The 20,298-nt window shown below is 63.7% G+C and carries 13 protein-coding genes; 10 read left to right on the plus strand and 3 right to left on the minus strand.

Annotation, left to right across the window (positions count from 1 at the left end; translation table 11 throughout):
• Window positions 1-119: 119 nt before the first annotated feature.
• Entirely contained in the window at window positions 120-2,102 is a 1,983-nt protein-coding gene (mnmC, locus tag CKW13_RS04135; protein WP_095107316.1) for a bifunctional tRNA (5-methylaminomethyl-2-thiouridine)(34)-methyltransferase MnmD/FAD-dependent 5-carboxymethylaminomethyl-2-thiouridine(34) oxidoreductase MnmC, read from the minus strand.
• A 198-nt stretch (window positions 2,103-2,300) separates the two neighbouring features.
• Here mnmC and pap point away from each other — a divergent pair, with 198 nt between their 5' ends.
• The 10 genes from pap to CKW13_RS04185 all read left to right on the plus strand — a co-directional run bounded on the left by pap (window position 2,301) and on the right by CKW13_RS04185 (window position 17,542).
• The gene (gene pap / locus CKW13_RS04140; protein ID WP_095107318.1) at window positions 2,301-3,809 is read left to right on the plus strand and encodes a polyphosphate:AMP phosphotransferase; all 1,509 of its coding nucleotides are present in this window, start codon (window positions 2,301-2,303) and stop codon (window positions 3,807-3,809) included.
• Window positions 3,810-3,957: 148 nt separating this feature from the next.
• Window positions 3,958-5,142: a thiolase family protein gene (locus CKW13_RS04145; RefSeq protein ID WP_095107319.1), complete on the plus strand. Its 1,185-nt coding sequence runs from the start codon at window positions 3,958-3,960 to the stop codon at window positions 5,140-5,142.
• A gap of 434 nt (window positions 5,143-5,576) precedes the next feature.
• A complete protein-coding gene (locus CKW13_RS04150; RefSeq protein ID WP_095107321.1) occupies window positions 5,577-6,539 on the plus strand; it encodes a DMT family transporter in 963 nt (320 codons plus the stop codon).
• Window positions 6,540-6,620: 81 nt separating this feature from the next.
• A complete protein-coding gene (gene aceK / locus CKW13_RS04155; RefSeq protein WP_095107322.1) occupies window positions 6,621-8,342 on the plus strand; it encodes a bifunctional isocitrate dehydrogenase kinase/phosphatase in 1,722 nt (573 codons plus the stop codon).
• Window positions 8,343-8,450: 108 nt separating this feature from the next.
• Window positions 8,451-12,362, plus strand: a complete 3,912-nt coding sequence (gene hrpA, locus CKW13_RS04160) for an ATP-dependent RNA helicase HrpA (RefSeq protein WP_095107323.1) — start codon at window positions 8,451-8,453, stop codon at window positions 12,360-12,362.
• 223 nt (window positions 12,363-12,585) lie between these two features.
• Complete coding sequence (locus tag CKW13_RS04165) at window positions 12,586-13,707, plus strand: beta-ketoacyl-ACP synthase III (RefSeq protein WP_095107324.1); 1,122 nt, start codon at window positions 12,586-12,588, stop codon at window positions 13,705-13,707.
• Window positions 13,708-13,844: 137 nt separating this feature from the next.
• Window positions 13,845-14,459: an RNA polymerase sigma factor gene (locus tag CKW13_RS04170; protein ID WP_095107326.1), complete on the plus strand. Its 615-nt coding sequence runs from the start codon at window positions 13,845-13,847 to the stop codon at window positions 14,457-14,459.
• The gene (locus CKW13_RS04175) at window positions 14,453-14,689 is read left to right on the plus strand and encodes an anti-sigma factor (protein WP_095107327.1); all 237 of its coding nucleotides are present in this window, start codon (window positions 14,453-14,455) and stop codon (window positions 14,687-14,689) included. Before CKW13_RS04170 ends, CKW13_RS04175 begins: the two co-directional genes overlap by 7 nt.
• Window positions 14,690-14,924: 235 nt before the next feature.
• Window positions 14,925-16,268, plus strand: a complete 1,344-nt coding sequence (locus CKW13_RS04180; RefSeq protein ID WP_095107328.1) for an OprO/OprP family phosphate-selective porin — start codon at window positions 14,925-14,927, stop codon at window positions 16,266-16,268.
• 149 nt (window positions 16,269-16,417) lie between these two features.
• Window positions 16,418-17,542, plus strand: a complete 1,125-nt coding sequence (locus CKW13_RS04185) for a GNAT family N-acetyltransferase (protein ID WP_095107330.1) — start codon at window positions 16,418-16,420, stop codon at window positions 17,540-17,542.
• Window positions 17,543-17,562: 20 nt separating this feature from the next.
• Here CKW13_RS04185 and aqpZ read toward each other — a convergent pair whose 3' ends face one another.
• Window positions 17,563-18,261, minus strand: a complete 699-nt coding sequence (aqpZ, locus tag CKW13_RS04190; RefSeq protein WP_095107331.1) for an aquaporin Z — start codon at window positions 18,259-18,261, stop codon at window positions 17,563-17,565.
• Between the two features lie 190 nt (window positions 18,262-18,451).
• On the minus strand, window positions 18,452-20,284 hold the full coding sequence (locus tag CKW13_RS04195) for an ABC transporter ATP-binding protein (protein ID WP_095107332.1): 1,833 nt from the start codon (window positions 20,282-20,284) through the stop codon (window positions 18,452-18,454).
• Window positions 20,285-20,298 lie beyond the last annotated feature (14 nt).

Raw genomic sequence — 20,298 nt, forward strand, 5'->3', positions numbered from 1 at the left:
TCAGCGGCGCACCGAGGCCGCAATGCGAGGCCTGGTACCTGCGCTTGAGTATTGCCGTTCGTTGTTAAAGGCCACCTGGGTATCTGTAGCATTCCCTAGCGCCGCTGAGCGCGTGGGCCTCAGGCCTTGCCGCGCACCAGGGCGCGCAGGGCGAAGCGGTTGGGGTGGCAGGCCTGGGCCACGTCCTTGGGCACGGGCAGGGGGTCGTCATCCAGCCATGCCGCCAGCAACTGCGCGGCCAGCGGCGCGGTAATCAGCCCGCGCGAGCCGTGGCCGCTGTTGACGAACAACCCGTCAAGCCACGGGCAGGGCACATCCGGCACCTGGCGGGCGTCCTTGGCCAATGCGGCGTAGGCCTGGGCGAACGCGGGCAGGTCGGCCAATGGGCCGACGATGGGCAGGTAGTCGGGGCTGGTGCAGCGGAACGCGGCGCGGCCCTGGAGTTGGGCCGGGTCCAGTTGCCCGGCGTGCAGGCGCTGGAAGAGGTCGCTGGAAATGGCCTCCAGCAGTTGCAGGTTGCTGGCGTGGTCGGCGGCAGTGGTGGCGCTGTCCTGGCTCTTGAAATCGAAACTGGCGCCCAGGGTGTGTTCGCCGCCGCGCATCGGTGCCACGTAGCCTTCGGCGCAAACCACCGTGGCCAGGCTTTGGCTGGTAGCGGTGGCGGGCAACCGGGTGATCTGCCCGCGGATGCGCTTGAGGGGTAACCCGGCGCTTTGGCTGAAACCCTTGATCTCGGCGGCCCCGGCCAGCACCACCACGGGCGCCTCGGCCAGTACCTGCTCGCCCGCCAGGGCTTGCCACTGGCCGTCAACCTTGCGCAGCGCCAGGGCTTCATGGTGGGTCAGCAATTCGATCCCCGGTTGGCTGGCCAACCACTGGCACAGGGCCGGCGGATGTACCCAGCCGCCCTCGGGGAAAAACAGCCCGCCGTGGGCCAGTTCCACCCCGGCCAGGGCTTGCGCCTGGTCGCGGTCTAGCAAGTGCAGCAGGTCGGGGGCGAAGGCCTCGGCCAATTGGCCCTGGCGCTCGGCTTCCTTGGGGTCGAACGCCAGTTGCAGCACGCCGCAGGCGTCCCAGTCGTGGCCGCGTTGCAGTTGCTCCAGCAGGCGCCGGGTGTGGCCGAAACCGCTGACGATCAAGCGCGACAACGCGGTGCCGTGGGCCGACAGCTTGAGGTACAGCACCCCTTGCGGGTTGCCCGAGGCCTCCTGGGCCACGGCGCCGTGACGCTCCAGCAGGGTGACCTGCCAGCCCCGCGCCGCGAGGCTGGCGGCGCTGGCGCAACCGGCCAGGCCGGCACCGATCACCAGGGCCCGGCGCTCGCCGTGGGGCGGCGCAGGGCGGGCGAACCAGGGTTTGCTGGCGGCGGGCGGTGCCACGTCGGCGGGCCAGCCGAGGAACTCGCCGCGCAGGATCTCCCACTTGTGGCCGATGCCCGGGGTGCGCTTCATCTTGAACCCGGCGCCGTTGAGCAGGCGCCGTACCCAACCGGTGCTGGTGAAGGTGCTGAGGGTCGCGCCGGGGGCGGCCAGGCGCGCTAGTTCGGTGAACAGTTCGGCGGTCCACATGTCAGGGTTTTTCGCTGGGGCAAAACCGTCGAGGAACCACGCATCGACCTGGCCATCCAGTTGCGGCAATTGCTCCAGGGCGTCGCCGATCAACAGGGTCAGGCTGACCCGGCCATGGCCCAGGATCAGGCACTGGAAGCCGGCGTGGATCGCCACGTATTGCGCCAGCAACTGCTCGGCCAACGGCTGCAACTCGGGCCACAGGGCCAGAGCCCGGCTCAGGTCGGCGTGGCTTAAGGGGTATTTTTCGACACTGACAAAATGCAGCCGCGCCCCGGCCGGCGCCTGTTGCTCGAACAACTGCCAGGCACAGAGAAAGTTGAGCCCGGTGCCGAACCCGGTTTCGCCAATCACCAGCCGCCCGTGGGGCGCCAGCGCGGCGAAACGCTCGCCCAAGCGGTTTTGCTCGATGAACACGTAGCGGGTTTCGGCAAGGCCCGATTGGTCGGAGAAATACACGTCGTCAAACACCCGCGAGTGCGGGCGACCTTGGTCGTCCCAGTCGATCTGGGCGTGGGGCAGGGCAGTGGTCATGGTCGGCTCGGCTACGGCAAGGGCGCCATTCTAGCCGATCAGGGTGGTGGCGATTGATCCATGGCAAGGTGGGCGCTGATCCAAGGGCGGAAAATCCGCGGCCTGCTGTGCGTCCCGTCCGGGGATGGGGGTGGATTTTGTTCCACCGCCGCCCTATGCGATCCGCTAGTCTTGCTCAATCTTGGAAGGGAGCCGCTCATGTTTGAATCCGCCGAAATCGGTCACGCCATCGACAAAGACACCTACGACGCCGAAGTGCCGGCCCTGCGCGAAGCTTTGCTCGAAGCCCAGTTCGAGTTGCAGCAGCAGGGCCGCTTTCCGGTCATCGTGCTGATTAATGGCATCGAGGGGGCGGGCAAGGGCGAAACCGTCAAGCTGCTCAACGAGTGGATGGACCCGCGCCTGATCGAGGTGCGCACCTTCGACCAGCAGTCCGACGAAGAACTGGCCCGCCCGCCGGCCTGGCGCTACTGGCGCCTGCTGCCGGCCAAGGGGCGCATGGGGATTTTCTTCGGCAACTGGTACAGCCAGATGCTCCAGGGCCGGGTCCACGGGCGCTTCAAGGACCCTGGCCTGGACCAGGCCATCGGCGGTGCCGAACGCCTGGAGAAAATGCTCTGCGATGAAGGCGCGCTGATCTTCAAGTTCTGGTTCCACCTGTCCAAGAAGCAAATGAAAAACCGCCTCAAGGCCCTGCGCGACGACCCGCTGCACAGTTGGCGCATCAGCCCGCTGGACTGGCAGCAGTCCGAAACCTACGACCGCTTCGTGCGCTTTGGCGAGCGGGTGCTGCGCCGTACCAGCCGCGACTACGCGCCCTGGTACGTGATCGAAGGCGTGGACGCCCATTACCGCAGCCTCACCGTGGGCAAGATCCTGCTCGAAGGCCTGCACGCGGCGCTGAGCCGGCCCAAGGTCAACCCCGACCGGGTCAGCGCCGCGCCGCTGCCGCCGAGCATCGACCAACTGAGCCTGCTGGGCAGCCTGGACATGAGCCAGCGCTTGGACAAAGCCGACTACGAAGAACAACTGATTACCGAACAGGCGCGCCTGTCGGGGTTGATGCGCGACAAACGCATGCGCAAGCACGCCTTGGTGGCGGTGTTCGAGGGCAACGATGCGGCCGGTAAGGGCGGCGCGATCCGCCGCGTGGCTGCCGCCCTGGACCCGCGCCAGTACCGCATCGTGCCCATCGCCGCGCCCACCGAGGAAGAACGCGCGCAGCCGTACCTGTGGCGCTTTTGGCGGCACATTCCGGCGCGGGGCAAATTCACCGTGTTCGACCGTTCGTGGTACGGCCGGGTGCTGGTGGAACGGGTCGAAGGCTTTTGCGCCAAGGCCGACTGGATGCGTGCCTACGGCGAAATCAACGACTTCGAGGAACAACTGAGCGATGCCCGGGTGATTGTGGTCAAGTTCTGGCTGGCCATCGACAAGCAGACCCAGCTCGAACGCTTCCAGGAACGGGAGGAAATTCCCTTCAAGCGCTTCAAGATCACCGAAGACGACTGGCGCAACCGCGAAAAATGGGACGACTACCGCGCCGCCGTCGGTGACATGGTTGACCGCACCAGCACCGAAGTTTCGGCCTGGACCCTGGTGGAAGCCAACGACAAGCGCTGGGCGCGGGTCAAGGTGCTGCGCACGATCAACCAGGCGTTGGAAGCGGCCTTTGTCCGCTCGGACAAGCAGGACAAAAAGAAATAACCCTACGTGTAGCAAGCCCGCTTTTTACAAGGGGGCCGGCCTACCCAATGGTTTTGCATACGCCCGATGAATGATTGTCGCGGTCGGCGCGCCCGGGGATTTACTCTCGGGCCACTCTCAACCGACAACAACAATCCCGAGGTGTGGCATGCGTGAAGTAGTGATCGTCGACAGTGTGCGTACCGGCCTTGCCAAGTCCTTTCGCGGCAAGTTCAACCAGACCCGCCCCGATGACATGGCGGCCCATTGCGTCAATGCGCTGCTGAGCCGCCACGGCATCGACCCGGCCAGTGTCGAGGACTGCATCGTCGGCGCCGGCTCCAACGAAGGTGCCCAGGGCTACAACATCGGGCGCAACGTGGCGGTGCTGTCGCGCCTGGGCACCGGCACGGCAGGCATGACCCTCAACCGCTTCTGCTCCTCGGGCCTGCAGGCGATTGCCATCGCGGCCAACCAGATCGCCTCCGGGTGCAGCGACATCATCGTCGCCGGCGGGGTGGAATCCATCAGCCTGACCCTCAAAAGCGTCAACACCGACCACCTGATTAACCCGCAGCTCAAGGAGCAGGTGCCGGGCATCTACATGCCCATGGGCCAGACGGCCGAGATCGTCGCGCGGCGCTACAACGTCAGCCGCGAGGAACAGGACCTGTACGCCCTGCAAAGCCAGCAACGCACCGCCCAGGCCCAGGCCGACGGCTTGTTCGACGATGAAATCGTGCCCATGGCGGTCAAGTATGCGGTCGAAGACAAGGCCAGCGGCCAGGTGCAGATACTTGATGGCGTGGTCGAGCGCGACGACTGCAACCGCCCCGACACCACGTTGCAGAGCCTGGCCGGGCTCAAACCGGTGTTCGCCGAAGACGGCTCGGTGACGGCGGGCAACTCTTCACAGCTGTCCGATGGCGCTTCCATGACCCTGGTGATGAGCCTGGAAAAAGCCCTGCAACTGGGCCTTAAGCCCAAGGCGTTCTTCCGCGGTTTCACCGTGGCCGGTTGCGAACCGGACGAAATGGGCATCGGCCCGGTGTTCTCGGTGCCCAAATTGCTTAAGGCCAAAGGCCTGCAAGTGGCCGACATCGACCTGTGGGAACTCAACGAAGCCTTCGCCTCCCAGTGCCTCTACGCGCGCAATCGCCTGGAAATCGACAACGCCAAATACAACGTCAACGGCGGCTCGATTTCCATCGGCCACCCCTTCGGCATGACCGGCTCGCGCCAGGTCGGCCACCTGGTGCGCGAACTGCAACGGCGCAACCTGCGCTACGGCATCGTCACCATGTGCGTGGGCGGCGGCATGGGCGCTACCGGGTTGTTTGAAGCGGTGCGTTGAAGCGCTACAAGCCCTGCAATTATTGAATGGGTCTTATGTGGGAGCGGGTGGGATTTTCATTTTCCTCTGTGGGAGCGAGCCTGCTCGCGATGGCGCCACATCAGTTGCTGGATGAGTGGCTGACCCACCGCCATCGCGGGCAAGCCTGCTCCCACAGTTGAACTGTGGTGCGGGTGGGATTTTCATTTTCCTCTGTGGGAGCGAGCCTGCTCGCGATGGCGCTACATCAGTTGCTGGATGAGTGGCTGACCCACCGCCATCGCGGGCAAGCCTGCTCCCACAGGTGTTTCTCCCACAGGGTAAAAGGTGCTTTCCATGCTGTAGGGCAACCGCCCCATACAGTTCTGCCTGCGGCGCGTTTCAAACTGTGACTGTGTGTCGCGCCGTGGTGGGCCTAGAATGGCGGTCTTTCGCCGTCGCTTCAGAGGTTCACCATGCACGTTTCGTCCGGTCGCTGGGTTTATGGGCTGCTCCTGGCCTTGTTGACCGCGTTGTTGTGGGGGATCTTGCCGATCAAGCTCAAGCAGGTGCTGGTGGTCATGGACCCCCTGACCGTGACCTGGTATCGGCTGCTCGTGGCCGGTGGCCTGCTCTTCATCTACCTCGCCCTGGCCCGGCGCTTGCCGAGCCGCAAGGTGCTGGGTAAGCGCGGTAAATGGCTGGTGCTGCTGGCCTCGCTGGGGCTGGCGGGCAACTACGTGCTGTACCTGATGGGCCTCAACCTGCTCAGCCCCGGCACCGCGCAACTGGTGGTGCAGACCGGCCCGGTGATGCTGCTGGTGGCCAGCGTGTTCATCTTTCGCGAGCGTTTCACCCTCGGCCAGGGCGTGGGGCTGTTGGTGCTGCTGGTCGGGTTCGGGTTGTTCTTCAACCAACGCCTGGTGGAATTGCTCACCTCCCTGACCGACTACACCGCTGGCGTGCTGCTGGTGCTGGCCGGCTCCACGGTCTGGACCTTCTACGCCCTGGGCCAGAAGCAACTGCTGACGGTGTGGAGTTCGTTGCAGGTGATGATGGTCATCTACCTGTTCTGCGCGTTGGTGCTCACCCCTTGGGTGCATCCGCTGGAGGCCTTGCACCTGACGTCGCTGCAAGGCTTTTTGCTGTTCGCCTGTTGCCTCAATACCCTGATCGGCTACGGTGCGTTTGCCGAGGCCCTGGCCCATTGGGAAGCCTCGCGGGTCAGTGCGACCCTGGCGATCACGCCGCTGGTGACTTTCGTTGCCGTGGCCCTGGCCGCGTGGCTGTGGCCCGATTACGTGCACGCCGAGCAGATCAATGGCCTGGCCTACTTCGGCGCGTTGCTGGTGGTGCTGGGGTCGGCGCTGACGGCGTTGGGCCCGTCGTTGATGGCCGGGCTCAAGGTACGGCGCGAGCGCCTGGCCACCAGAGTCTAGCAATTGCCCACATTGGCCCTTCTCCTGGGCCCGGGCACTGGCTAAGCTCCAGGCTTCGCAAATTCCCGCAGAGGTCTTCCTATGCCGCAGCAATGGCCCGCCGCCGATATCGCTCGAACGATCCTTGAAGGCTTCGACGATTACCGTGAGCACTTTCGCCAGATCACCGACGGCGCCCGGGCGCGGTTCGAGCAAGCCCTGTGGCAGGAGGCCCAGGCCGCGTCGGCGGCACGCATCAACCTCTACGAAGAAAAAGTCGGCGAAACCGTGGCGCGCCTGCACCAGGCCTTCGACGGCCAGGCCCTGCTCGACGTGAGTTTCTGGCCCCTGGTCAAGAGCGCCTATATCAGCCTGATCGACCTGCGTTTCGACGATGAGCTGTCCGAGACCTGGTACAACTCCACGTTCTGCGGGCTGTTCAGCCATGACCTGATTAGCGATGGCTGCATGTTTATCCACACCACCCGGCCCAGCCTGCGCCGGGCCCGCGCCGCGCAGACCCGCACCTACAAACCCGAGGGCGAGCTGTCGGGCATGCTGGAGCAGATTTTCGTCGACTACAGCTTCAGCGAACCCTACGCCGACCTACCCGGCGACCTGCGGCGCCTGCTCGCGCAACTGCGCGAGAACCTGCCGGACTGGGTCTGCAAGGACCCGCACCTTTCAGTGGAGCTGTTTTCCTCGGTGCTGTACCGCAACAAGGGCGCGTACCTGGTGGGGCGCATCTACACCCCGGACGAGCAGTGGCCGCTGGTGATCCCGCTGTTGCACCGCGAGGGCCGCGGGATCCAGATCGACGCGCTGATTACCGATGAAGCGGACGTGTCGATCATCTTTTCCTTCACCCGTTCCTACTTCATGGTGGATGTGCCGGTGCCAGCCGAGTTCATCGGCTTTCTCAAGCGCATCCTGCCGGGCAAGCACATCGCCGAGCTGTACACCTCCATTGGTTTCTACAAACACGGCAAGTCGGAGTTCTACCGCGCCCTCATCAATCACCTGGCCAACACCGACGACCAGTTCATCATGGCCCCGGGCGTGCGTGGCATGGTCATGAGCGTGTTCACCCTGCCGGGCTTCAACACGGTGTTCAAGATCATCAAGGACCGCTTCTCGCCGTCGAAAAACGTCGACCGCGCCACGGTGATCGAAAAGTACCGCTTGGTGAAAAGCGTCGATCGCGTCGGGCGCATGGCCGATACCCAGGAGTTCGCCGATTTTCGCTTCCCGTTGAGCAAGTTCGAGCCGGCGTGCCTGGCCGAGTTGCTGGAAGTGGCGGCGGGCACGGTCGAGGTGCATGGCGACACGGTGCTGATCCGCCACTGCTGGACCGAGCGGCGCATGACGCCCCTGAACCTGTACCTGGAAAACGCCAACGACGCCCAGGTGCGCGAAGCCCTGGAGGACTACGGCCTGGCCATCAAGCAACTGGCGGCGGCGAACATCTTCCCCGGCGACATGCTGCTCAAGAACTTCGGCGTCACCCGCCACGGCCGTGTGGTGTTCTACGACTACGACGAAATTTGCTTCCTCACCGAGGCCAACTTCCGCCACATCCCGCAGCCGCGCACCCCGGAAGACGAAATGGCTTCAGAACCCTGGTACTCCATCGGCCCGCTGGACGTGTTCCCCGAGGAGTTTCCGCCGTTCCTGTTCGCCGATGCCGGCCAACGACGGTTGTTCGACCAACTCCACGGCGAGCTGTACAACGCCGACTACTGGAAAAGCCTGCAAGAGGCGATCCGCGCCGGGAAAGTAATCGACGTGTTCCCGTACCGGCGCAAGGGCCTGGATAACGAGTGAGCCGCAGTGTGGGAGTGGGCCTGCGCAGGCTCACACCCGACCTGCGGTGATGGCCATAAATCTGCGACAATCGCCGCCCTGCGCCACTAGACGACCTTTGCCTACCTGATGACTGACCAATCGCCTGCTTTCGACCAACTGCTGAAAAACCTCGACCACGCCATGCTCGCCGACCGTCACCGGTTGCGCCGCCAGTTGCTGGAGCTGCGCAAGCAACCCGACGAGGCCAAGCTGGCGCAGTGGCTGGAGCGCGCGCAGGCGTCCTGCGACCGGGTGCTGGCGCGGCGGGCCAGCCTGCCGCTGATCCGCTACGACGACAGCCTGCCCATTGCCGCCAAGCGCGATGAAATCAAGGCTGCATTGCTAAAGCATCAGGTGCTGATAATCGCCGGCGAAACCGGCTCGGGCAAAACCACCCAGTTGCCCAAGATCTGCCTGGAAATCGGCCGTGGCCAGTACGGCTTGATCGGCCACACCCAGCCGCGGCGGATCGCGGCGCGCAGCGTGGCGAGCCGGGTCGCCGAAGAACTGGCCACGCCGTTGGGCGCGTTGGTGGGTTATCAGGTGCGGTTCGAGGACCAGAGCGACGCCAATACCCTGGTCAAGTTGATGACCGACGGCATCCTCCTGGCCGAGACCCAGAACGACCGCTACCTGGAGCGCTACGACACGATCATTGTCGACGAGGCCCACGAACGCAGCCTCAACATCGATTTTTTGCTCGGCTACCTCAAGACCCTGTTGCCGCGCCGCCCCGACCTGAAAGTCATCATCACCTCGGCCACCATCGACCTGGAGCGCTTCTCCAAGCACTTCAATGACGCGCCGATCGTCGAAGTCTCGGGCCGCACCTTCCCGGTGCAGACCTGGTATCGGCCCCTGACCCTGGAGCAGGACGAGGAGGGCAACCGGGTCGAGGACGACTTGACGGTGGACCAGGCCATTCTCGCCACCCTCGACGAAATCGCCGCCCATGAGCGTAGCGAGCGCAAGAGCCCGGGCGATGTGTTGGTGTTTTTGCCCGGCGAGCGGGAAATCCGCGACGCCGCCGACATGCTGCGCAAGGCCCAGCTCAAGCACACCGAGATTTTGCCGTTGTACGCGCGCCTGTCGCCGGCCGAGCAACAGCGGATTTTCCAGTCCCACCCGGGGCGGCGCGTGGTGCTGGCCACCAACGTCGCGGAAACCTCCCTGACAGTACCGGGCATTCGCTATGTGATCGACAGCGGCACCGCGCGCATCAGCCGCTACAGCTACCGCGCCAAGGTCCAGCGCCTGCCCATCGAGGCGATTTCCCAGGCCAGCGCCAACCAGCGCAAGGGCCGCTGCGGGCGGGTCGAACCGGGCATCTGCATTCGCCTGTACGCCGAGGAGGATTTCCTCGCGCGCCCCGAGTTCACCGACCCAGAGATCCTGCGCACCAACCTGGCCGCGGTGATCCTGCAAATGCTTCACCTGCGCCTGGGCGAAATCACCGACTTCCCCTTTATCGAACCGCCGGACGGCAAGGCCATCAGCGACGGCTTCAACCTGCTGCAAGAACTCTCGGCGGTGGACCGCAACAGCCAATTGACCCCGCTGGGCCGTCAGTTGGCGCGCCTGCCGGTGGACCCGCGCATGGGCCGCATGCTGCTGGAAGCGGCCAAACTGGGCAGCTTGCAGGAAGTGCTGATCGTCGCCAGCGCCATGTCGATCCAGGACCCCCGCGAGCGCCCGCCGGAGCGCCAACAGGCCGCCGACCAGGCCCACGCGCAGTGGAAGGACGTGCACTCGGACTTCGCCGGGTTGGTCAACCTGTGGCGCGGTTTTGAGGAACAGCGCCAGGCCCTGACCGCCAGCCCGCTGCGCAACTGGTGCCGCAAAAATTTCCTCAACTATTTGCGCCTGCGCGAGTGGCGCGATTCCCACCGCCAATTGAGCCTGATCTGCCGCGACATGCAGTTGGCCGTCAATAAAGAGCCGGCCGACTACCCGAAACTGCACAAGGCCGTGCTGGTGGGCCTGCTCAGCCAGATCGGGCAGAAAACCGAGGACGGCGACTACCTCGGCGCCCGCCAGCGGCGGTTCTGGATTCACCCGTCCTCGGGCCTGGGCAAAAAGCGCCCGCAATGGCTGATGACCGCCGAACTGGTGGAAACCACCAAGCTCTATGCGCGCATGGTGGCCAAGATCGAACCGGACTGGATCGAGCCGCTGGCCGGGCACCTGATAAAGAAAAACCACTTCGAGCCGCACTGGGAGAAGAAGCGCGGCCAGGTCGTGGCGTTCGAGCAGATCACCCTGTTCGGCCTGATCGTGGTCGGCCGCCGCCCGGTGCATTACGGGCCGATCGACCCGCCGCTGGCGCGTGAGCTGTTTATCCGCGAAGGCCTGGTGCGCGGGGAAATCCAGTCGCGGGCCAAGTGCCTGAGCGCCAACACGCGCCTGCTGGAGCAGTTGGACGAACTGGAAGCCAAGGCGCGCCGGCGCGACATCCTGGCCGACGAAGAAACCCTGTATGCCTTCTACGACGCGCGCCTGCCCGCCGAGATCCACCAAACGGCCACGTTTGACAGTTGGTACAAGGTCCACAGCCAGAAAGACCCGCAGCTATTAATGATGCGCGAGGAAGACGTGCTAGCCCGCGAGGCCAGCGAAGTCACCGCCGCCCATTACCCCGACACCCTGCACCTGGGCGATTTGGCCCTAGCGCTGAGCTATCACTTCGAGCCCAACCACCCGCGTGACGGCGTGACCTTGCGCGTGCCCGCGCCGCTGCTGCCGGCGTTGCCGCCCGAGCGTCTGGAATGGCTGGTGCCGGGGTTGATCGAAGCCAAGTGCATCGCCCTGGTGCGCAACCTGCCCAAGGCCCTGCGCAAGAACTTCGTGCCGGTGCCGGATTTCGTCAAGGCCGCGTTGGCGCGCATCACCTTCGCCGAAGGCTCGCTGCCCCAGGCCCTGGGCCGCGAGTTGCTGCGCATGACCGGGGTGCGCGTCAGCGATGAAGCCTGGGCCGAGGCGGCGCAGCAGGTCGACAGCCATTTGCGCATGAACCTGGAAATCGTCGATGGCCAGGGCAAGTTCCTCGGCGAGGGCCGTGATTGGGCACAGTTGACCGCTCGTTTCGCCGAGGCCAGCCAGGCTGCGCTGGCGGTGCCGCACACGGCGAAAAGCCAGGAGCCGGTGCAACCCAAGGCGTTCGCCGCGGTGGCCGAGAAAACTCAACAGAACATCGCCGGGCTGTCGATGACGGTGTACCCGGCGCTGGTTGAAGAGGGCGGCACGGTCAAGGAAGGGCGCTTCTCCACCCTGGCCGAAGCCGAGTTCCAGCACCGCCGCGCCTTGCAGCGCCTGCTGATGCAGCAACTGGCGGAGCCGGCGAAGTTCCTGCGCGGCAAATTACCGGGCCTCACCGAACTGGGGCTGATGTACCGCGAACTGGGGCGCATCGATGCCCTGGTCGAAGACATTCTGCTGGCCAGCCTCGACAGCTGCGTGTTGGACGGCGAAACCAGCCTGCCCCGCGACGGTGCCGGGCTCGCTTCCCTGGCCGAACGCAAGCGCGGCGCCTGGACCGAACACGCTGAACGCCTGGCGCGCCTGACCCTGGACATCCTCAAGCTGTGGCATGGCCTGCAAAAGTGCTTCAAGGGCAAGATCGACCTGGCCCGCGCCGTGGCCCTCAACGACATCAAGCAGCAACTGGGCAACCTGGTGTACCCAGGGTTCGTGCGCGAAACCCCGGTGCAGTGGCTCAAAGAATTGCCGCGCTACCTCAAAGCCATCGAACTGCGCCTGGAAAAACTCCCCGGCCAGGTGCAGAAGGACCGGGTCTGGAGCGGCGAGTTGAGCGGCCTGTGGGCGCAGTACCAGGCCCGTGTCGCCAAGCATGCCCAGGAAGGCAAGCGCGACCCGCAATTGGAGCTATACCGCTGGTGGCTGGAGGAGTACCGGGTGTCGTTGTTTGCCCAGCAGTTGGGCACCAAGGTGCCGATTTCAGACAAGCGCCTGAGCAAACAGTGGAGCCAAGTAGAGCCCTAGTGCATTTGCCCTGCTGCCCTGTCGTCTCGGCATAGGGGCCAAATGCTGGCGTTTATGGCAAACTTCGCCGCTATAAACGCCGTACCCGCAGTGCTGCGCTTTCGCAGCCACGGCGGATCGGAATAAAGCGACGCCAGGCCCGGCCCTCTAAGGGAGCCGGACCCTTTATGTGTTGGTACGTCGGTGCCAATGCTTTCTGCCTGAACGGATTAGAGAAACGACCATGCATAACGTCGTCATCAGTGGCACCGGCCTGTACACACCGGCCAACAGCATTTCCAACGAAGAACTGGTGCAGTCTTTCAACACCTACGTGGCTCAATTCAACCACGACAACGCCGAGGCCATTGCCCGCGGCGAGGTTCAGGCGCTGACCGAATCCAACGCCGCTTTTATCGAAAAAGCTTCCGGCATCAAGAGCCGCTTCGTGATGGACAAGGAAGGCATCCTTGACCCGCAGCGCATGGCCCCGCGCCTGCCCGAGCGCAGCAACGACGAGTGGTCGGTGCTTTGCCAAATGGCCATCGGCGCCGCCGAACAAGCCTTGCAGCGCGCCGGCAAGACCGCCGCCGACATCGACGGCGTGATCGTCGCCTGCTCCAACCTGCAACGCGCCTACCCAGCCATTGCCATCGAAGTGCAAGAAGCGCTGGGCATCCAGGGGTTCGGCTTTGACATGAACGTGGCCTGCTCCTCCGCCACCTTCGGCATCCAGGCTGCGGCCAACAGCGTGCAACTGGGCCAGGCCCGGGCGATCCTGATGGTCAACCCGGAAGTCTGCACCGGCCACTTGAATTTCCGTGACCGCGACAGCCACTTCATCTTTGGCGACGCGGCCACCGCCGTCATCATCGAGCGGGCCGACCTGGCCACCTCCAAGCATCAGTTCGACATTGTCAGCACCAAGCTGCTGACCAAGTTCTCCAACAACATCCGCAATAACTTCGGCTTCCTCAACCGTGCCGCGGAAGAGGGCATCGGCGCCCCGGACAAGCTGTTCGTGCAGGAAGGCCGCAAGGTGTTCCGCGATGTGTGCCCGATGGTGGCGGAACTGATCGGCGCCCATTTGCAGGAAAATTCGCTCAACGTCGGCGATGTGAAGCGTTTCTGGCTGCATCAGGCGAACCTGAGCATGAACCACCTGATCGTCAAGAAACTGTTGGGCCGCGAAGCCACGGAAGTCGAGGCGCCAGTGATTCTCGATACCTATGCCAACACCAGCTCGGCCGGTTCGGTGATTGCTTTCCACAAGTACCAGGACGATTTGCCGACCGGCTCCCTGGCCGTGCTCAGTTCGTTCGGTGCGGGTTACTCGATTGGTAGCGTGATTCTGCGCAAGCTCTGACCTGTCGGTTATGTTTCGCGCGCTAAAAGATGAAATTTCCTGCATTCGAAGGGGTTAAAGCGCTGTAACTTTTGGGCGCTGTCGCAGGTTTCCCAATACCTGCGGCCTTCTCCTAACCGCGACAGGAAGGGCAGTGAATGTTGGCTAAGGATGATGCACAACTGATCGAGCGCCTACTGGCGGGCGAGCAATTGGCCTACAAACAGTTGGTCAGCACCTATCAAAGCGCCATGCGCGCCGTGGCCTACGCCATCGTCGGCAACCGCCATGCCGATGAAGTGGTGCAGGATGCCTGGCTCTCGGTGGTGCGCAGCCTGGCGAAGTTCGAGGGGCGTTCGAGCCTCAAGACTTGGTTGCTGACCATCACCGCCAACGCCGCCAAGGGCCGCTACCGGCAAAACCGCCGCGAAGTGCTACTCGACGACCTGCCCGCCCCCCACGGTACCCTCGGTGACGAACGCTTCAGTCACGAGGATGGCCACTGGCTGGTGGCTCCTTACGCCTGGCATCAGGATTCCCCGGAAGCCTTGCTCAGCCAGGAGCAGTTGCGTCAATGCCTGGAACACACCTTGCTTAGCCTCTCCGAGTTGCAAAGCAGCGTGCTGTTGCTGCGCGAGCGCCAGGGTCTGGAGATGGAGGAAATCTGTAATCTTCTGCATATCTCCCTCTCCAATGTCCGCGTGCTGCTACACAGGGCACGGCTCAAAGTTTTCGCAACCGTGGAACATTTCGAGGAAACCGGCGAATGCTGACCTGTAAGGAACAAGTGGCCCGCTCCAGCGACTTTATCGATGGCCAACTGAGTTTTCGTGAACGACTGATGATGCATCATCACCTGCTGTTCTGCCCCAATTGCCGCCGTTTCATGCGCCAGATGCGCTTGCTGCAAGCGACCCTGCGCGAGCTGCCGGAACCCCCCGTACCGGGCCTGGACGAACTGGCTGCACGCCTCGCTGCCGAACAAAAAAACACCATCAAATAGCCCTCGCCTCCCGCCGAAAACTCCCCCGAACCGCTCTAGATTGCGGCTTACAGCTTGCCGCTCGGCGTCTGAACCGCTTATTTCTTTTCGAAGTAAAAAAGTTCCGCTGTAACAAAATCTTTATATATCAGCAACTCCTCTGAAATAACCCGCCGCCAAGATTCCCTCCCAACACCAGCGGGCCAGCCCCGCGTGTTTTCCAACGCCAAAGACCACCAATTAGGGGAACTCTTCGATGATCCGTAAGCACTTCGCCGGTTTTGCCGCCAGCGCCCTGGCCCTGGCAGTTACCGCCCAGGCTTTCGCTGGCACTGTCACCACTGACGGCGCCGATATCGTAGTCAAAACCAAGGGCGGCCTTGAGGTTGCTACCACCGACAAAGAATTCAGCTTCAAGCTCGGCGGGCGTTTGCAGGCGGACTACAGCCAGTTCGACGGCGTGTACACGAAGAATGGCGACACCGCTGACGCGGCTTACTTCCGTCGCGCGTTCCTGGAGTTGTCCGGTGTGCTCTACACCGACTGGGCCTATGCCATCAGCTACGACTTCTCCCATAACGCCGGCGATTCGGACAACGGCTACTTCGACGAAGCGTCCCTGGCCTATAACGGCTTCAAGCCTGTATCGATCAAGGTCGGCCGTTTTGACCCGGACTTCGGCCTGGAAAAAGCCACCAGCTCCAAGTGGGTCACCGCGCCAGAGCGCAACATGGCCTATGACATGGTCGATTGGGCCAACAGCCACCAAAACGGCCTGGGCCTGCAAGCCTCCAGCACCTTCGCCGACTCGTTCTACGCCTCGGCTGGCGTGTTCAGCAAAGACACCGACGACACCGACGGCAACAGCGTCAAGCAGGTCAACGGCCGCTTTGTGTTTGCGCCGATGCACGAGGCTGGCAACGTGCTGCACTTTGGTGTGAACCTCGCGTCCCGCGATGTTTCCGACACCGCGTTCGATTCGCGCTACCGCACCCGTATGGGCATCCGCGGCGTGGAAACCCTGGGCGGCAACGACGCCGGCACCAACGGCAACCGTCCGATCCTGGGTGGCAGCTCTTCCTCGCCAGCAGGTTCTTATGACCGCGATGACGCCTTCGGCTTGGAAGCCGCGTTCGCCATGGGCCCGGCCTCGATCCAGGGTGAGTACATCGCCCGCAAGACCAAGGCTGACGACAGCAGCCGCGAAGACATCAAGGGCCATGGCTTCTACGTGCAGGGTGCGTACACCCTGACCGGCGAATCGCGCGGCTATAAAGTCGGCAAATTCGACGCAATCAAACCGGCCAACAAAGCCATCGGTGCCTGGGAACTGTTCTATCGCTACGACAGCCTGACCGTCGAAGACGACAACATCACCACCGCCAGCCTGACCCGTGACGTCGGCGACGCTGAAGCCAAGGTGCACACCCTGGGCGTGAACTGGTACGCCAACGAAGCGGTGAAAATCTCCGCCGCCTACCTCAAGGCCAAGACCGACAACGTGACCAACGCCACCGCCGCCAGCGGCGGCACCCCGGCGCGTCGTACCGGCGACGACAGCGGCGACGGTTTCGTGGTCCGCGCCCAGTACGTGTTCTAAGCCTCACGCTGTTGCGTTCCAGGAGCTCTTTCTTCATCCGTTAAAGCTCCCCTCGTGTTCAACCCCGCTTCGGCGGGGTTTTTTTATTTCGGCCGGTGTCGCGGATAGGGGATACTCGCCGGGACTTTGGGTTCAGGGCGGGGGGTAGGATGGTGCTTGAGGTTGTGCAGGATTTTTCGGCCATCGCGCCCGCTGAATGGGATGCCCTGGTGCCGGCGAACCAGCCGTTCTTGCGCCACGGTTTTCTGGCGGCGCTGGAGGCGAGCGCCAGTGTCGGCCAGCACACCGGGTGGCAGCCCGAGCATCTGCTGCACCGTGAGGGCGGGCGCTTGCTGGCGGCGTTGCCCAGCTACCGAAAATGGCATTCCTATGGCGAGTACGTGTTCGACCACGCGTGGGCCGATGCCTGCGAGCGCGCCGGTATCGACTATTACCCCAAGCTGTTGACGGCCGTGCCCTTCAGCCCGGTCAGCGGCCCGCGCCTGTTGACGGCGGCCGGGCAGGATGGCGCCGAGTTGCTCCAGTGCCTGCCCGGTTACCTGGAGATCGAAGGGCTGGGCAGCGCCCATATCAACTTCACCGACGCCGCCACCGATGCTGCCTTGGCCGGGCAACCGGGTTGGCTGCAACGCATTGGCTGCCAGTACCACTGGCACAACCGTGGCTATCGCGATTTCCAGGATTTCCTCGACGCCCTCAGCTCGCGCAAGCGCAAGCAGATGCGCAAGGAGCGCGAGCAAGTGGCGGGGCAGGGCATCGATTTTGAGTGGCTCGAAGGTCGGCAAGTGGGCGAAGCACAGTGGGATTTTGTCTACGCCTGCTACGCCAATACCTACGCGGTGCGGCGCCAGCGGCCGTACCTGACGCGGGCGTTTTTCAGCCTGTTGGCCGAACGCATGCCCGAGGCGATTCGCGTGGTGCTGGCCAAACAAGGCACGCGGCCGGTGGCAATGGCCTTCAGCCTGGTGGGCGGCGACAGTTTTTATGGCCGCTACTGGGGTTGCCTGAAGGAGTTCGATCGCCTGCATTTTGAAACCTGCTTCTACCAGGGCATGGAATACGCCATCGCCGAGGGTTATCAGCGTTTCGATGCCGGCGCCCAGGGCGAGCACAAGTTGATCCGCGGGTTTGAGCCGGTGCTGACCCATTCGTGGCATTACCTGCGGCACGCGGGGCTGAAGGCGGCGGTCAGCGACTTTTTGGAGCAGGAGCGCGGCGGGGTGATGGCTTATGCGCTGGAAGCGAAAGCAGCCTTGCCCTATCGGCAAGGCTGACCTTCTTCAGGGATAGCGGTTCAGTGCTCCTCCTTGCCCAGCCAGCGGTAAGTCACGCCACCGATCACCGCACCGAGGATCGGCGCCAGCCAGAACAGCCACAACTGCTGGATCGCCCAGCCACCGACAATCAGCGCCGGCCCCGTACTGCGGGCCGGGTTGACCGAGGTGTTGGTCACCGGGATGGAGATCAGGTGGATCAGGGTCAGGGCCAGGCCGATCGCAATCGGTGCCAGCCCCGGTGGGGCGCGTTTGTCGGTGGCGCCGAGGATGATGACGATGAACATCGCCGTCATCACCAGCTCACTGACAAAGCCTGCGGCCATCGTGTAGCCCCCCGGCGAATGTTCGCCATAGCCGTTGGAGGCCAGGCCGCTGGCCAGCTCGAACCCCGGTTTGCCGCTGGCGATGAAGTACAGCAACGCCGCAGCGACCACCCCGCCAATCACCTGGGCCACTACATAGGCCGGCAGTTCCCGGGCGGGAAAGCGCCCACCGACCACCAGGCCCACCGACACGGCGGGGTTGAGATGGCAACCAGAGATATGACCAATGGCGAAGGCCATGGTCAGTACGGTGAGGCCGAATGCCAGCGATACCCCCAGCAAGCCGATTCCGACATCCGGAAACGCTGCCGCCAGTACCGCACTGCCACAACCGCCCAACACCAGCCAGAAAGTACCTAACAACTCAGTAACTGAACGTTTGAACAGAGACATGAGAGTGTCCTTTGAGGTCGACTTATCGACTCGATACAGCCGTTATGCTTCCTGCGTCTTACTTCAGGCTCTCTCCAGAACCTTGGCTCAGTACAGCAGGCCTGTGGCGTAATGCCAGTGCCCCGAAAAAAAACGCCGGGCCCCTGGTTTACAAGGGCCCGGCGTCACTTCGGCGGCGTGCGGCAGGCGTTCAGTCGATGCCGACGAAGCCGCCGGTCTGGTGTTGCCACAAGCGCGCATAGAGGCCGCCGTGGGCCAGCAGTTGGGCGTGGGTGCCGGTTTCGGCGATGCGGCCCTTGTCCAGCACCACCAGGCGATCCATGCGCGCAATGGTGGAGAGGCGGTGGGCGATGGCGATCACGGTTTTGCCTTGCATCAGGGTTTCCAGGCTTTCCTGGATGGCCGCTTCGACCTCCGAGTCCAGGGCCGAGGTGGCCTCGTCCATTATCAGGATCGGCGCGTCCTTGAGCAGCACCCGGGCAATGGCAATGCGCTGGCGCTGGCCGCCGGAAAGCTTGACCCCGCGCTCGCCCACGTGGGCATCGAAACCGGTGCGGCCCAGGGCATCGGACAGGTGCGGGATGAATTCGTCGGCGCGGGCCTTGCGCACCGCTTCCCACAGTTGCTCGTCGCTGGCATCGGGCTTGCCGTAGAGCAGGTTGTCGCGGATCGAGCGGTGCAGCAGGGAGGTGTCCTGGGTAATCATGCCGATTTGCTCGCGCAGGCTTTCCTGGGTGACGTCGGCGATGTTTTGGCCATCGATCAGGATGCGCCCGCCCTGCAGGTTGTAGAGGCGCAGCAGGAGGTTGACCAGGGTCGATTTGCCGGCACCGGAGGGGCCGATCAAACCGATTTTTTCCCCGGGCTCGATGACCAGGTCCAGGCCACTGATGACGCCGCTGCGCTTGCCGTAGTGGAAGTCCACTTGCTCCAAGCGCACTTCGCCGCGCGCCACGTGCAGGCGCGGGGCCTGTTCGCGGTCGGTGACGGCCACCGGTTGGGCGATGGTCTGCAAGCCGTCCTGGACCATGCCGATGTTCTCGAAAATGCCGTTGACCACCCACATGATCCAGCCCGACATGTTGACGATGCGAATCACCAGGCCCGTGGCCAGGGCGATGGCACCCACCGAGATCAGCGAGTGGCTCCACAGCCATAGGGCCAGGCCCGTGGTGGTGACGATCAGCAAGCCGTTCATGGCGGTAATGGCCACGTCCATGCTGGTGACCACGCGCCCGGACAACTGGGCTTTTTCGGTTTGGTGGGCGATGGCTTCGCGGGCGTACTGCTGTTCGGACTGGGTGTGGGCGAACAGCTTGAGGGTGGTGATGTTGGTGTAGCCGTCAACGATGCGCCCCATCAGTTTGGAGCGTGCGTCGGAGGACTCCACCGAGCGCTGCTTGACCCGTGGCACGAAGTAGTAGAGCGCGCCGATGTAGGCGGCGATCCAGGTCAGCAGCGGGATCATCAGGCGCCAGTCGGCTTCGGCGAACAGCACCAGGGAGCTGATGGCGTAGATCAGCACATGCCACAGGGCGTCGACCGCTTGCACTGCTGAATCGCGCAGGGAGGCGCCGGTTTGCATGATGCGCTGGGCGATGCGCCCGGCGAAGTCGTTCTGGAAGAAGTTCAGGCTTTGCTTGAGCACGTAGCTGTGGTTTTGCCAGCGAATCATGCTGGTCATGCCCGGGTTGAGGGTCTGGTGTACCAACAGGTCATGCAGGCCGAAAAAGATCGGGCGCAGCACCAGGGCCACCACGGCCATCCAGATCAGTTCGTTGGCGTGGACGCTGAAAAAATCGGGAGAGGGCGTGCCCTGGGCCAGGTCGATGATGCGGCTCAGGTAGCTGAACAGGGCGACTTCAATCAGCGAAGCCACCAGGCCAATCAGCAACAGGGCGGCAAACAGCGGCCAGACCTGGCGCAGGTAATAGAGGTAGAAGGGCAGGACTTTGTCGGGGGGCGTCGCGTCGGGGGCGTCGCGGAAGATGTCGATCAGTTGCTCGAAACGACGATAGAACATGGGCTCGGTGCCCG

The sequence above is a fragment of the Pseudomonas sp. Irchel 3E20 genome (assembly GCF_900187645.1).
Classification (GTDB): Bacteria; Pseudomonadota; Gammaproteobacteria; order Pseudomonadales; family Pseudomonadaceae; genus Aquipseudomonas.

Coding starts and splice junctions, on each gene's coding strand:
- CKW13_RS04195 (WP_095107332.1), bottom strand. CDS start 20,284: ATGTTCTATCGTCGTTTCGAGCAACTGATCGACATCTTCCGCGACGCC.
- CKW13_RS04180 (WP_095107328.1), top strand. CDS start 14,925: ATGATCCGTAAGCACTTCGCCGGTTTTGCCGCCAGCGCCCTGGCCCTG.
- CKW13_RS04145 (WP_095107319.1), top strand. CDS start 3,958: ATGCGTGAAGTAGTGATCGTCGACAGTGTGCGTACCGGCCTTGCCAAG.
- CKW13_RS04185 (WP_095107330.1), top strand. CDS start 16,418: ATGGTGCTTGAGGTTGTGCAGGATTTTTCGGCCATCGCGCCCGCTGAA.
- mnmC (WP_095107316.1), bottom strand. CDS start 2,102: ATGACCACTGCCCTGCCCCACGCCCAGATCGACTGGGACGACCAAGGT.
- pap (WP_095107318.1), top strand. CDS start 2,301: ATGTTTGAATCCGCCGAAATCGGTCACGCCATCGACAAAGACACCTAC.
- aqpZ (WP_095107331.1), bottom strand. CDS start 18,261: ATGTCTCTGTTCAAACGTTCAGTTACTGAGTTGTTAGGTACTTTCTGG.
- aceK (WP_095107322.1), top strand. CDS start 6,621: ATGCCGCAGCAATGGCCCGCCGCCGATATCGCTCGAACGATCCTTGAA.
- CKW13_RS04165 (WP_095107324.1), top strand. CDS start 12,586: ATGCATAACGTCGTCATCAGTGGCACCGGCCTGTACACACCGGCCAAC.
- CKW13_RS04170 (WP_095107326.1), top strand. CDS start 13,845: ATGTTGGCTAAGGATGATGCACAACTGATCGAGCGCCTACTGGCGGGC.
- hrpA (WP_095107323.1), top strand. CDS start 8,451: ATGACTGACCAATCGCCTGCTTTCGACCAACTGCTGAAAAACCTCGAC.
- CKW13_RS04150 (WP_095107321.1), top strand. CDS start 5,577: ATGCACGTTTCGTCCGGTCGCTGGGTTTATGGGCTGCTCCTGGCCTTG.
- CKW13_RS04175 (WP_095107327.1), top strand. CDS start 14,453: ATGCTGACCTGTAAGGAACAAGTGGCCCGCTCCAGCGACTTTATCGAT.